A 12,990-nucleotide genomic window follows, 5' to 3' on the forward strand; every position below is an offset into this window, starting at 1 on the left:
TACGGCGGTCATAGCGTGGGGGAAACGCCCGGTCCCATTCCGAACCCGGAAGCTAAGGCCCACAGCGCCGATGGTACTGCACTCGCGAGGGTGTGGGAGAGTAGGACACCGCCGGACCACACTTAGAGTGAGGGCCCCGCACCACCAGGTGCGGGGCCCTCACCACTTAACCACCACACCACCCCCGCAGCCGCCACTTTGCAGCCGGCGACCCCACCCCACGGGCGGAACCCTCACCAACCGCACCCCCGCGGCACTTCGCGACTGGCCAGGCGTGGAAGCAATGCTTAGATGTTGAAGTAGGTGTTGTGTCTTGGGGTTTGGGTGGGGTCGAGGTCGGGTGGTGGTGTCCACCAGGGGATGCCGTTGCGGAGGCTGATGTGCCAGCGTTCTTTGTGGAGCAGGTGGTGGTGGTAGGCGCAGGCCAGGGCGGCGTTGTGGATTCCGGTGGGGCCGCCGCGGGACCACCACTGGATGTGGTGGGCTTCGCACCAGGGGGCGGGGACGGTGCAGCCGGGGGCGGTGCACCCGCCGTCCCGGGCAACCAGGGCTTTGCGCTGGTGCGGCGGGAACGCCCTCGCTGAGCGTCCGACGTCCAGGACCTGGCCCTGGCCGCCGAGCACGATGGGCAGCACCTCGGCGTCACAGGCAAGGCGACGGATGCTGCGGGCGGTGACGGGCCCGGTGAACACGCACCTCCCCGCACCCCCGCCGTCTGTCCCGCCCCCTTTTCCGCCGTCTGTTGTGTTGGTGGTGAGGTCGTTGAGCAGGTCCTGGTAGCCGATGGTGACCATGACCTGCGGGCGGAGCCCTCCGGTGGCGGGCAGACCGCCCGCGGCCAGCGCCGCCTGGCAGCCGGCGATGAGCCCGTCCAGGAGCTGCTGGGCCCGGGACCGGCGGTCAAACACCCCCGGCACACCCTCGCCCGCCCCGCCGCTGCTGCCGTTGCCCCCCCTGGTGGTGGTTCTGGGGTTGGTGGCGGTGTGGATGACGGTGGCGATCTGTTCGTATTGCTCGTCGGTGGCGAAGATCTCCAGGTGGTGCAGGCCGCGGTGCCGGCGGCGCAGGAACAGCCCCTGCCGGTGCCGCAGCTCCTCCTCGGAGGGTTCGGGCCCGTCCTGGTCGATTGCCGCGACCCAGCGTTGGGCGGTGCGGACCAGGAAATCCTGGTCGTTGAGGGCGGCGGTGGCGGTGAGGTCCTGTTCGATCCGTTCGGCGGTGTCCGGGGTGCAGAGCCCGCGGATATGGTCCAGGGTGTGGGTGATGGTTCCGGCGGCCTTGCCGGAGACGGTGCCGGCGGCCAGTTCCGCGCCGAGGTGTTCGTGCACCGGCGGGACCGGTTCCCCGGTCAGGCCCGTGCGGGGCAGCAGGACCGCGGCCTGGGCCAGCCGGCGGCGGGCTTCGGCGATACTGATCCGCAGCCGGGCGCGCAGGAACTCCGGGGCCGAACGGTACTCCTCGAACACGGCCGCCTCCGGGGCCGTCTCCGGGGGCTGGTCCGCGGGCTGCACCAGCGCCCCTGCAGTGCGGGCTTGGCGGTGGGCGCGTTCCACGGCCCGGGCCGCGGCCAACTGGAGGTACTCGACCGTGCGGGAGAGTTCCTCCACCGCCGCAGCGAGCACCACTGCCTCCCCGGCGCCCAGCAGCTCCGCGGCCGCGGACGCGTCCCCGGCAGCGGCCCGCAGCCAGGCCGCGGCCGCAGCCACCTCCGCGCACACACCTGCCCCCGGACCGCCAGCCACGCCCACGCTCGGGCCCGCGTCACCGGCCGGCCCCGGAACGGAACCGGGAACCGGGGTGGTAGGCGGCGGAACGGTGAGGACCTCCATGGCCTCACTCTTCCACCTGCCGCCGACATTTCCGGCGGACTGTCCCGCCCCGGCCGCCGGGCAAGCAGACGTCACCCCTGACCCCGGATACCAGGGCGCTTGATGGGGCCAAAGACGGGGGAGCGGTGAGGACCTCCATGGCCTCACTCTTCCACCTGCCGCCGACATTTCCGGCGGACTGTCCCGCCCCGGCCGCCGGGCAAGCAGACGTCACCCCTGACCCCGGATACCAGGGCGCTTGATGGGGCCAAAGACGGGGGAGCGGTGAGGACCTCCATGGCCTCACTCTTCCACCTTGCTCCCACAAAACTTCGAAGCTTTCGCCTTGCCCGCGACGGTCTGGATTCCGCGCGCTTGAGCCCGCGAAGGGGCCGTGATGGTCGTCCAAGGACCCGGTTTCGCCAACGCTTCCCCTTTACATCTCGGCTGAAGATTGTAAGCTTGCTTATAACTTCGGTAAGCATGCTTACTGAATACGCATTGCGACCGCATATCCGGTTGCCGTGCGGGCTGTGAAACCAGCGCGGCGTTCATCGCAACAGGCAAAGGAGACGATCATGACAGATCCGTTCACCACCGGCCCGGTCGAGAACCGGACCGGCGAATCAAAAACCGCCACTGCCACCGACGAGGCCAAGAACGTGGCGCACGAAACCGCTTCTGCTGGTTCCGCCGTGGCGCAGACGGCCAAGAGCGAGGCAGCGGATGTCGCCCATGAGGCGAAGTACCAGGTCAAGGACCTGATGCACCAGACACGCCAGGAGCTCACCGACCAGGCCGCGGCGCAACAAACCAAGGCCGCACAAGGGCTACGCTCGCTCCATCAGGAGCTGAACTCCATGGCTCAGAACAGCGAGGGTTCCGGCCTCGCCTCGGACCTGGTGAGCCAGGCCGCCTCACGGGCGGGATCGGTCGCCGACTGGCTGGACAACCGTGACCCCGGTTCTTTGCTGGAGGAAGTGAAGTCCTACGCCCGTCGGCGTCCTGGCACCTTCCTCGCAATCGCAGCAGGCGCAGGACTGTTGGCCGGCAGGTTGACCCGATCCCTCACCGCTGGCGCGCCGGACACGACTCCGGACACGACGGCACGGACCGGAACGACCTACCCGGCCAGCACCACCTCTGCAGCCGGCGCGGGTTACCCCGGGGGAGAGACCTACCCCGGCGGACAGACCTATCCAGCGGGAGACACTTACCCAGCTGGTGCGGCCTATCCTGCCGGCGTGGCCTACCCGGGCGCTCCCGCCTCACCCGGTGCCGTCGGCGCCCCGGTCGAACCCGAGTACCCGATGAGCGAGGGATATGTCGGGGGCGCCGGCTACGCCTCGGAAACCGGCACGCCGCTTGCCACGCCGTATCCTGGCGAACCGTATCCGGGTGAGCCGGTACCCGAAGCACCCTACGAGGATCCCACCGCTGAAAGCCCGTCCGCCGAGACGCGACTTCTTCCTCCGGCCCCTGGGGGTAGGGAGGACCTGCGATGAGCCACGCACCCGGCTACGAATCGTCAGCCAACCCTCCCGGGCCGCCACCGGGCTACGCAGCCGGCACCGCCGGGGACTACCCCGCCACCGCCCCAGGGGTTGGCGCGACACCCCCGGCGGAGGAGAAGGCCGCGACCACCTCATTGGGTGAGCTGCTTTCGGACGTGACCTCCGATTTGTCCACCCTGCTCCGCCAGGAGGTGGAGTTGGCGAAGGCCGAGGCGAAGCAGTCGGCCACGCGCGCCGGCAAGGGCGCGGGCATGTACGCCGGCGCCGGAGTCGCAGGACACTTCGTTCTGCTGTTCCTCTCGCTGGCACTGTGGTGGTCGTTGGGCTTCTACTTGATCGGTCTTGGCTGGTCCGCCGTCGTCGTCGCGGTCATTTGGGCCATCATCGGAGCCGTTCTGTATTCCCGAGGCAAGAAGGAGATGCAGTCCGTCAAGGGCCTTCCCCGAACCGCCGAATCCGTAGGCAAGATACCCGAAACCCTCAAACCGAGTCAGGAGCCACGATGAGCGAGAACCCTGAGGTCATCAGAGCAAACATCGAACAGACCCGACAGAACTTGAGCTACAACGTTGATGCGGTAGCTGACAAGGTCAGCCCCTCCCACGTCGCCCACCGGCAGACCGAGAAGATCAAAGACGCGGTGTTCGGCGCCAAGGACAAGATCATGGGTGCCGCTGACGACACCTCCGGGCGGGCGGGCGACGCCGTCTCCGGTGCCGGCGAGGCGGTGGGCGAGGTCCCGCACCGCGTTGCCAGGCAGACCCGAGGGAACCCCTTGGCCGCAGGGCTGGTCGCGTTCGGCGTGGGGATGCTGGTTTCGTCCCTGATCCCGCCGTCGGAGAAGGAACAGGAGCTTGCCCAGACGGTGAAGGAAAAGGCTGAGCCGCTCACCGAACAGGTCAAGGGCGCGGCCTCGGAGGTTGCGTCCAACCTCAAGGAGCCGGCCCAGCAGGCAGCCCAGTCCGTGCAGGCAACCGCCACGGATGCGGCTTCCAACGTCAAGGACGAGGCCCAAACCCAGACCTCATCCGTCCAGGACCGCGCCCAGGAAGCGACACAGAACGTCCGGGAGAGCTAAGCAGTAAGGGCCGCCCGCGGCTCAGCTTTCCCTCGTTCGGTGAGGGCCAGGACCTGCCGGGTCCTGGCCCTCACGAGCGAGCACGGATTTCGGCACTGTACGGATTTCGGCACTGTAACGAACACATCAAGGGAGACGTCGATGAACCAGCCCGTCCAGCAGCAGGAAGTGCCAGGCACTCAAGCGAAGATGACACCGACGCCCGATTGCGGCGAGAAGAGCTACCGGGGCAGTGGAAAACTCACCGGCAAAGCCGCCGTCATCACCGGCGCGGACAGCGGTATCGGCAGGGCAGTAGCGATTGCGTATGCCCGCGAAGGCGCGGATGTTTTGATCTCCTACCTGAACGAGGAGGACGACGCGAAGGACACGGCCCGGCTCGTCAAAGAGGCCGGCCGGAAAGCGGTGGTTGTGGCGGGCGACCTCTCCAGCGCGGAGCATTGCCGCGACATCATCGCCACGGCGGTGCGGGAGTTCGGCAAGGTCGACATCCTGGTGAACAACGCCGCCTACCAGATGACCCACGAATCCCTGGACCAGATTTCCGAGGAGGAATGGGACTACACCTTCAAGGTCAACATCGGGGCCATGTTCCACCTCGTGAAAGCTGCCGTGCCGCACATGGCGCCGGGGTCAGCCATCATCGGCAGCTCATCCGTCAACTCGGACATGCCCAGTCCGGCCCTCGCGCCCTATGCCGCCACGAAGGCCGCCATCGCCAACTTTGCCGCGAGCCTGGCCCAGATGCTGGGCGAGAAGGGCATCCGGGTCAACAGTGTGGCACCGGGCCCGATCTGGACGCCGCTCATTCCGGCCACGATGCCGCCGGAAAAGGTCGAGTCCTTTGGCCAGGACACGCCTCTCGGCCGGGCCGGACAGCCGGCGGAGCTCGCACCGGTCTACGTGCTGCTCGCCTCCGACGACGGCAGTTACGTCTCAGGAGCGAGGGTCGCCGTGACCGGAGGCCGCCCCATCCTGTAAGGGCACTCCCGGACACCTGCCCAACCGCTGCGCCGCCGGCCATCGTGCCCGAGGCAGTGCCCGGATGGTGGGTTCAGAGATGCCGTCACCGCTGACCAAGAAGGAGCCGGATGGCGCCGAAAAGCCAAAAGATTGAACGCGTGGCGCAGGAAGAGTTTGGGTGGGAGACGCTGCGGCCCGGGCAGCTCGAGGGAGTCGAAGCCGTCCTGAGCGGCCGCGACACGTTGGTGGTGATGCCAACCGGCAGCGGAAAATCCGCCGTGTACCAGCTGGCCGCGGCCATGTCGGACGGCCCGGCGGTGGTGGTTTCGCCGTTGATCGCCCTCCAGGAGGACCAACGTGAAGATCTGAATGCCGGTCCCGGCCGGTTGCGCGCGGTAGCTGCGAACTCGTCGCATTCGACGGCGGAGCAGGAACGGGCTTGGGCGGCCGTGGCGGACGGCGAAGCGAAGTTCCTGTTCCTGACCCCGGAGCAGCTGGCCAAGGACGACGTCGTGGAGCGGCTCAGGGACGTCGAACCGGCTCTGTTCGTTGTGGACGAGGCCCATTGCGTCGCGTCCTGGGGCCACGACTTCCGCCCGGACTATCTGCGGATGGGAGAGGTCCGGGAGCGGCTGGGAGCGGTGCCGGCGGTCGCCTTGACTGCCACCGCCTCGGCTCCGGTCAGGGAAGAGATCGTTACCCGCCTGCGGCTGAGGGATCCGCTGGTCGTCGCCCAGGGCTTCGACAGGCCGAACCTGTGCTTGACGGTAGTGCGGCACCATGAGGACGCCGGGAAGCGCTCGGCGGTCCTCGACCAGGTGACGGACCTGCCGAAACCCGGACTGCTGTACGTGGCAACGCGCAAGGACTCCGAGGAATATGCGGCCGAGCTGTCCCACCGGGGAGTGCGGGCTGAGGTCTATCATGCCGGCCGGAAGGCTTCGGAGCGCGAAACCGTGCATCACGCTTTCCTGGATGACGAGGTCGACGTCGTCGTCGCCACGACGGCCTTCGGCATGGGCATCGACAAACCCAATGTGAGGTTCGTCGTGCACGCCGACATCCCCGATTCGCTCGACAGCTACTACCAGGAGATCGGCCGCGCGGGCAGGGACGGCGGCGACGCGGCGACCTTCCTGCACTACCGGTCCGAGGACCTGGGCATGCGCCGGTTCTTCAGCACCCATCATGCCGACGAGGACGCCCTTCGGACAGTGCTGAAGGCGTTCACGCAGAACGATGAGTCGCTCCGGCTGGCGGACCTGAAGGAATCCCTTGGCCTCACTCCCCGGAAGGTCACCAACACCGTCAACCTTCTCGAGGCTGCCGGCGTGCTCACCGCAGAGAAGAGCACGTTCAGGCTCACCGGACCGGTCCGCATCCCGGAGGCGGTACGCCAGTCGGTGGAGGCGGCCGAGGCGCGGATACGCTTCGACCGGTCAAGGATCGAGATGATGCGCGGCTACGCCGAGACGGACGGCTGCCGGCGCCAGTACCTGTTGGGGTACTTCGGTGAGGAACTCGCAGAAAGGTGCGGCAACTGCGACAACTGCCTGGCGGGCACAGCCGAGGATCTCGCCCCCGACGACGAAGACGAGGAATTCCCGGCCCGGAGCGCGGTGGTCCACCGGGAGTGGGGTCCCGGCCTCGTCATGAGCGTCGAGACGGACCGGCTGACGGTGCTCTTTGAGCAGGAGGGCTATAAGACGCTCTCACGTGAGGTGCTCGCCGAAAACCCCGTCCTCCGACGCCGGTAGCCCGGCAGACGCCGGTAGCGGGCATCCTCAGCCGCGCAGCGCCTCCAGCATGGACGGCAGCAGGGCGTCGGACCTGCCCCAGCGGGGGTCGAAGGCCTCGAGGTACCAGAGGCCGGAGAGCGTATCCGCCAGGACCGGGTTGGCCTCCTCGGCCCACAGCTCCCATCCTCCGTCGAGGTTCATCCCCTTGGTGCGCCCGAGCCACCGCGCGGGCGCACCGTCCTTGGCCGCGGCAGGGATGTTGGCGTGGTTCTCAGTGCCCGGCGCGTGCCCGGCAATGACCAAGTCGGACCGGCAGCTCAGCGCCAGCAGCTTTCCGGCAGTGTCTTCCGTGCCGAAACCGACCACGAATTGCCTGCTTCCGGAGCCGTTCTCCAAGGGGCGCCCCTGCCTGCCGTCAATCGTGAGCAGCCCCGCGCGGTTCAGTGCGGCCATACCGTCCAGATCGGGGCAGGCAGCGGAGTTGGGCGACGGGGCGTGCATTCCCGGCATGTAGGAGAGCTTGCCCTCGAACCACCGGACAGCCAGGTCCAGTGCTGCCTCGAAGGTCTGGCAGGTCTGCCACAGTCTGGCATCGGCGAGCTTCCTGCCGTACTCGTCGCGATCCGGTCCTTCAGTCATAGCCAGATCGTAGCCCCCGGTTACTCAAAAGTAACGAGCACCAGGTCCCGGTCCGCACGGGTTGTCAGCTGGCCGCGCTACCCGTCGGCGAAGGCGGCCAGGTCCATCCCGGTGAGGACTGCTGCCGGGTGAGGTCCGGCCGCGAGCAGGGCAGCGGTCCACTCCGGGTTCCACGCCTGCCGGCCGCCGGCAAGGATGATGTTGCCGGGGTAGCGTCCGGTGAACATGCTCTCCTGGGCCAGCGCGGCGACATCGGTGACCGCGGACTGCAGGGCCTTGACCTGGCTGCGGGCGAAGGTGAGGGGCGGATCATCCCCGACGTTGACGACCAGGATGCCGGCGGGTCCCAGCAGGCGGGCGGCCTCCGCGTAGAAGTCCGGGGTGGTCAGGTGCGGCGGAGCCTCAGGACCAGCAAAGACGTCGAGCACGATCACGTCGAACTTGGGCAGTTTCCGGAAGGCGGCCAGCTGCGCACGCGCATCTCCGTGGTGCATTTCCAGCCGCGTCTCCGGGGCCAGCGGAAGCTCCTTGAGTACGAAGTCCTCGAGTTCCCGTTCAAGTTCGACGGCGTACTGTTCCGAGCCCGGGCGCGTCGCCTGAATGTAGCGGACCAGGGTGAGGGCCCCGGCGCCGAGGTGCAGCACCCTGAGCCGCTCACCCGCCGGTGCGACGACGTCGATGATGTTGCCGATGCGCCGCAGGTACTCGTAGAAAATGTGTTCCGGGTGCTTAAGGTCAACGTGGGACTGCTCGGCGCCCCCGATGCTGAGGATGAAGGCGCCGTCGGTGAAACCATCCGGTTCGATGACGGCGTGCTGGCCGCTGAGCTTCATCAGCCGGCTTCGGCGGTGCTGCATTCAGAGCCTGTCTTTCAAGGTCGCGAGCCGTTCGGCGGCCTCGCGGAGGACGTCTTCCTTTTTGCAGAACGCGAACCGCACCAGGGAGCGGGTGCGCTCGGCGCCGTCGGCGTGGCAGAACACGGACACCGGTACGGCGGCGACACCCACCAGCTCGGGAAGCGCGCGCGCCAGGGAGGTTGCGTCATCGAAGAGGCTGCCGGAAATCAGCGGTTCCGCGTCGGCGACGACGAAGTATGTGCCCTGCGGGGTGTAGACGTCCATGCCCGCCGCGCGCAGGCCGTCGCTGAGCAGGTCCCGCTTGGCGCGCAGGGCGTCCGCGGCACCGGTGAAGAAGGCGTCCGGCAGTTCCAGGCCCAGTGCGACGGCGTCCTGGAAGGGGGTACCGGAGCTGTAGGTAAGGAACTGCTTGACCGTGCGCACAGCTGCGACCAGGTGCTCCGGACCGCTGAGCCAGCCGACCTTCCAGCCGGTGAAGGAGAACGTCTTCCCGGCCGAGGAGATGGTGATGGTGCGTTCGGCCGCGCCGGGGAGCGTGGCGACCGGGATGTGGCGGACACCGAAGGTGAGGTGCTCATAGACCTCGTCGGTGACAATGACGGCGTCGTGCCGGTCGGCGAGCCGGACGATGTGTTCGAGGACCTCACGGCCAAAGACGGCGCCGGTCGGGTTATGCGGGTTGTTGACCAGCACCACGCGCGTCTTGTCGCTGAACGCGGCCTCAAGGGCGTCAAGGTCCGGCTGGAAGTCCGGGGCGAGCAGCGGCGCCGTCACATGGCGGGCGCCGGCGAGGGCGATGACAGCCCCGTAGGAGTCGTAGAAGGGCTCGAACGTGAGGACCTCGTCGCCGGGTTCGACGAGGGCCAGCAGCGTCGCGGCGAGTGCTTCGGTGGCGCCGGTGCTGACGATGATCTGGGACTGCGGGTCCGGGGTCAGTCCGTAGAAGCGTTCCTGGTGTGCCGCGACAGCTTCGCGCAGGCGTAGGTTCCCTTTGCCGGGCGCGTACTGGTTGGCGCCGGCGGCGATCGCGGCCATGGCGGCTTCCTTGATCACGGCCGGCCCGTCCTCGTCCGGGAACCCCTGCCCGAGGTTGATGGCACCGGTGGCGACGGCGAGGGTGGTCATTTCCTCGAAGATCGTGACGCCGAGGGTTCCGTCCTCGCCAAGGAGGTTGGCGCCGGCGGCAGTTCGCTGCCAGGGCGCAGGGTGGTTCGAGTGCTGCATGGGGGCCTTCCGAGACGTGTGCTGCAAGGCGAGCATAGCGCCGCCGCGCGGGTTGAGGCTCCTTTGCCGCCGCAACGTTGTGAAGTAGATTCAAACAATGCGACGCGCGGTGTGCCCCGGATCCTTCGACCCTATCCATAACGGGCACCTCGAGGTCATTGCCCGGGCCAGCGGCCTCTTTGATGAGGTCATCGTTGCGGTCTCCACCAACTACGCCAAGCGCTACCGGTTCACGCTGGAGGAGCGGCTCGGCATGGCGCGCCAGACCCTGGCCTCACTGAAGGGCATCGTCGTCGAGCCGATGGGCGAAGGGCTGCTGGCAGAGTACTGCCACGACCGCGGCGCCAGCGCGATCGTCAAGGGGCTGCGCTCGTCGTCGGACTTCGACTACGAACTGCCGATGGCGACGATGAACCGGCACCTCACCGGCGTCGAGACCGTCTTCCTGCCCGGGGAGGGCCACTACGTGCACCTTTCCTCTACGATCATCAAGGAGGTCGCCTCGCTGGGTGGGGATATCTCCGACTTCGTGCCCAAGGCGGTTCTGCGGGCCATGTCGCAGGAGCAGTCCGACGCCGCCGGGTGAGCCTGCCCTGCGCCTCGCCATAGGGTGCGACGATTTGGGTTGATGCCCGAATCCGGGCTAAGATTGCTAGTCGGTCCCGTGTTCTTTAGGAGTTTCCATTCACCGCGAAGAAAGTTCGCCCCTGACGCTCGACGTCAAGGACCTCGGGCGCAGCCCGGGGACGATGCGAACGCTTACCGAACATGTACCCGCGCCGAAGGATTTCGGCGTGGCGCTCATCGGCGTTCAGGAAGGCTCGGAACTGAGCCTTGATCTGAGGCTGGAGGCCGTACACGAAGGAATTCTGGTTTCCGGAACCGTAGACGCCCATGTGACGGGCGAATGCGGCAGATGCCTGGATCCCCTTGAGTATGACCTGCAGGTCGATGTGCAGGAGCTTTTCGCCTACGAGGATGCCGAGCATTTCGAGGGCGAGGACGAAGAAGAACAGCGTCGAATCGAGCACGACGAAATCGATCTCGAGCCGGTGCTGAGGGACGCAGTGGTAACAGCACTGCCGTTCCAGCCGGTGTGCCGGGAAGACTGCCAGGGTTTGTGTTCCGAATGCGGAATCCGCCTGGAAGACGAGCCGGGGCACCACCACGAGGTCCTGGACCCTCGCTGGGCGGCCCTGCAAGGCTTAACCGGCAAAACCGACGACCAATAAGACGAGAGAGAAAAGAGTAAAGCCGTGGCTGTTCCCAAGCGGAAAATGTCCCGCTCGAATACCCGTGCCCGCCGGTCCCAGTGGAAGGCCACTGCGCCCAACCTGGTGAAGACCGTTGAGAATGGCCGCGTGACCTACAGCCTGCCGCACCAGGCCAAGGTTGTCACCGACTCCGCCGGCACCGCGCTGTTCCTTGAGTACAAGGGCCGCAAGGTAGCGGACGTTTAAGGTCTGCCCGCAGTTACAGTGGCAGAACCTGCAGAACTTCTGAAGCGTCTCGGCGTCGACATCGACGCCGGGACGCTTCGTCTTGCCCTCACCCACCGTTCGTATGCGTACGAGAACGGCGGCATCCCCACCAACGAGCGCCTCGAGTTCCTCGGCGACTCCATCCTGGGTTTTTCGGTCACCGATGCACTGTACCGTGACCACCCCGACCTGCCCGAGGGCGATCTGGCCAAGCGGCGCTCTGCCGTGGTCAGCACCCGCGCTCTTGCCGGCATCGCCCGGGAGCTCGGTGTGGGCGAGCACATCCTGCTCGGGCAGGGTGAAAAGCTCACCAAGGGCAACAACAAGGCCTCGATTCTGGCGGACACGATGGAAGCTCTCATCGGGGCCACCTTCCTGGCGAACGATCTCGAAACCGCTCGCCAGCTCGTGATGCGGCTTGTCGGCCCGCTGCTGGCCGACGCCGGTGCCCTCGGGGCCGGGACGGACTGGAAGACGAACATCCAGGAGCTCGCCGCCAGCCGGCACCTGGGCAATATCCAGTACCAGGTCACCGGCTACGGCCCGGACCACGCCCGCACCTTCGACGCCACCCTGCTCATTGGCGGCACCGCCTACGGGAAGGGCAGCGGAAACTCCAAGAAGGAAGCGGAGCAGGAAGCCGCCGAAGACGCCTGGCGGTCCCTTACGGCCACTCCTCAGGGCGCCTCACCTCAGGGCGCCGCCGCCGGTGCCTGAGCTGCCCGAAGTCGAGGTCGTCCGGCGCGGTCTTGAGGGCTGGGTGGCCGGGCGCACCATCCTCGAGGTGGATGTCCTCGACCCGCGCTCGGTGCGCCGCCACGGGCTCGGGGCCGAAGACTTTATCGGAAACCTCACCGGAGCAACCGTGCTCGACGTCGTGCGCCGCGGCAAGTTCCTCTGGCTACCGCTGCGCGGGGAGGATGCGCCCGCTGACGCCGCGCCGACCGTGGCGCTGGTGGCCCACCTGGGCATGAGCGGTCAGCTGCTGATGCAGGACGCCTCCGTACCGGATGAGAAGCACCTGAAGGTCCGGCTGCGCCTCTCGCACCGCGAGGACGCGCCGGAGGAACTGCGGTTCGTGGACCAGCGCATCTTCGGCGGCCTGTTCCTTGACGACCTGGTCCCCACCGACGACGGCCTGCCCGGCGGCGAATCGGCGTCCGCCGCACCGCTCGTGGCAGCCGCGGCGTCGCACATTGCCCGGGACCCCCTGGATCCGGCCTTCTCCTTCGAGCTGTTCTACCGCAGGCTCCGCCGCCGCACCGGCTTGAAGCGCGCCCTGCTGGACCAGGGGCTCGTCTCCGGCATCGGCAACATCTACGCGGACGAGGCGCTGTGGGCGGCGAAGCTGCATTTCGCGCGGGCCACGGACACCCTGCGCCGCGCAGAGGCCGAGCGGGTGGTCGACGCGGCCCGCGAGGTGATGCTGCGCGCCCTGGCCGCCGGCGGCACCAGCTTCGACTCGCTGTACGTGAACGTCAACGGGGCCTCCGGCTACTTCGAACGATCCCTCAACGCCTACGGCCGGGCCGGGCAGCCCTGCCCGCGCTGCGTCGAGGAAGGACGGGCCGCCGAGGGCAAGGGCGGGATCATCCGCCGGGACTCGTTCATGAACCGGTCCTCCTACACCTGCCCGGTGTGCCAGCCCCGGCCCCGCAACGGCCGCTGGTAGGGCTGCCCTCTTTCC

At 67.7% G+C, this 12,990-nt stretch carries 14 protein-coding genes and 1 rRNA gene; 11 read left to right on the top strand and 4 right to left on the bottom strand.

The features are described from left to right. Positions 1 to 117 (top strand): 5S ribosomal RNA (rrf, locus tag KIH31_RS13600). A gap of 170 nt (positions 118 to 287) precedes the next feature. Here the strand turns inward: rrf and KIH31_RS13605 are convergent. Then, entirely contained in the window at positions 288 to 1,829 is a 1,542-nt protein-coding gene (locus KIH31_RS13605; protein ID WP_214427693.1) for an HNH endonuclease signature motif containing protein, read from the bottom strand. A 557-nt stretch (positions 1,830 to 2,386) separates the two neighbouring features. Here KIH31_RS13605 and KIH31_RS13610 point away from each other — a divergent pair. The 5 genes from KIH31_RS13610 (at position 2,387) to KIH31_RS13630 (ending at position 7,120) form a co-directional block, all read left to right on the top strand. Next, the gene (locus KIH31_RS13610; RefSeq protein WP_214427694.1) at positions 2,387 to 3,313 is read left to right on the top strand and encodes a hypothetical protein; all 927 of its coding nucleotides are present in this window, start codon (positions 2,387 to 2,389) and stop codon (positions 3,311 to 3,313) included. Between the two features lie 143 nt (positions 3,314 to 3,456). Then, entirely contained in the window at positions 3,457 to 3,828 is a 372-nt protein-coding gene (locus tag KIH31_RS13615; protein WP_250546020.1) for a phage holin family protein, read from the top strand. Beyond that, a complete protein-coding gene (locus KIH31_RS13620) occupies positions 3,825 to 4,400 on the top strand; it encodes a DUF3618 domain-containing protein (protein WP_214427696.1) in 576 nt (191 codons plus the stop codon). Before KIH31_RS13615 ends, KIH31_RS13620 begins: the two co-directional genes overlap by 4 nt. A gap of 141 nt (positions 4,401 to 4,541) precedes the next feature. Further along, positions 4,542 to 5,381, top strand: coding sequence for a glucose 1-dehydrogenase (locus tag KIH31_RS13625; protein WP_214427697.1), 840 nt, complete (start codon positions 4,542 to 4,544; stop codon positions 5,379 to 5,381). 110 nt (positions 5,382 to 5,491) lie between these two features. Next, entirely contained in the window at positions 5,492 to 7,120 is a 1,629-nt protein-coding gene (locus KIH31_RS13630; RefSeq protein ID WP_214427698.1) for an ATP-dependent DNA helicase RecQ, read from the top strand. A gap of 27 nt (positions 7,121 to 7,147) precedes the next feature. Here KIH31_RS13630 and KIH31_RS13635 read toward each other — a convergent pair whose 3' ends face one another. From KIH31_RS13635 to KIH31_RS13645, 3 genes are all read right to left on the bottom strand, one after another. Beyond that, positions 7,148 to 7,741, bottom strand: a complete 594-nt coding sequence (locus KIH31_RS13635) for a hypothetical protein (RefSeq protein ID WP_214427699.1) — start codon at positions 7,739 to 7,741, stop codon at positions 7,148 to 7,150. Between the two features lie 77 nt (positions 7,742 to 7,818). Continuing rightward, positions 7,819 to 8,598: a spermidine synthase gene (locus tag KIH31_RS13640; RefSeq protein WP_214427700.1), complete on the bottom strand. Its 780-nt coding sequence runs from the start codon at positions 8,596 to 8,598 to the stop codon at positions 7,819 to 7,821. After that, on the bottom strand, positions 8,599 to 9,822 hold the full coding sequence (locus KIH31_RS13645; RefSeq protein ID WP_214427701.1) for an aminotransferase class I/II-fold pyridoxal phosphate-dependent enzyme: 1,224 nt from the start codon (positions 9,820 to 9,822) through the stop codon (positions 8,599 to 8,601). A gap of 97 nt (positions 9,823 to 9,919) precedes the next feature. Between KIH31_RS13645 and coaD the strand changes: the two genes are divergently transcribed. From coaD to mutM, 5 genes are all read left to right on the top strand, one after another. Next, positions 9,920 to 10,408, top strand: coding sequence for a pantetheine-phosphate adenylyltransferase (coaD, locus tag KIH31_RS13650; protein WP_214427702.1), 489 nt, complete (start codon positions 9,920 to 9,922; stop codon positions 10,406 to 10,408). A gap of 121 nt (positions 10,409 to 10,529) precedes the next feature. Next, positions 10,530 to 11,054: a DUF177 domain-containing protein gene (locus KIH31_RS13655; protein WP_214427897.1), complete on the top strand. Its 525-nt coding sequence runs from the start codon at positions 10,530 to 10,532 to the stop codon at positions 11,052 to 11,054. Between the two features lie 24 nt (positions 11,055 to 11,078). Continuing rightward, on the top strand, positions 11,079 to 11,282 hold the full coding sequence (rpmF, locus tag KIH31_RS13660; protein WP_055240805.1) for a 50S ribosomal protein L32: 204 nt from the start codon (positions 11,079 to 11,081) through the stop codon (positions 11,280 to 11,282). Positions 11,283 to 11,300: 18 nt separating this feature from the next. Further along, positions 11,301 to 12,020: a ribonuclease III gene (rnc, locus tag KIH31_RS13665; RefSeq protein WP_214427703.1), complete on the top strand. Its 720-nt coding sequence runs from the start codon at positions 11,301 to 11,303 to the stop codon at positions 12,018 to 12,020. Next, a complete protein-coding gene (gene mutM, locus KIH31_RS13670) occupies positions 12,013 to 12,975 on the top strand; it encodes a bifunctional DNA-formamidopyrimidine glycosylase/DNA-(apurinic or apyrimidinic site) lyase (RefSeq protein ID WP_214427704.1) in 963 nt (320 codons plus the stop codon). Before rnc ends, mutM begins: the two co-directional genes overlap by 8 nt. Positions 12,976 to 12,990 lie beyond the last annotated feature (15 nt).

It is taken from the genome of Paenarthrobacter sp. DKR-5 (assembly GCF_018531425.1).
Classification (GTDB): Bacteria; Actinomycetota; Actinomycetes; order Actinomycetales; family Micrococcaceae; genus DKR-5.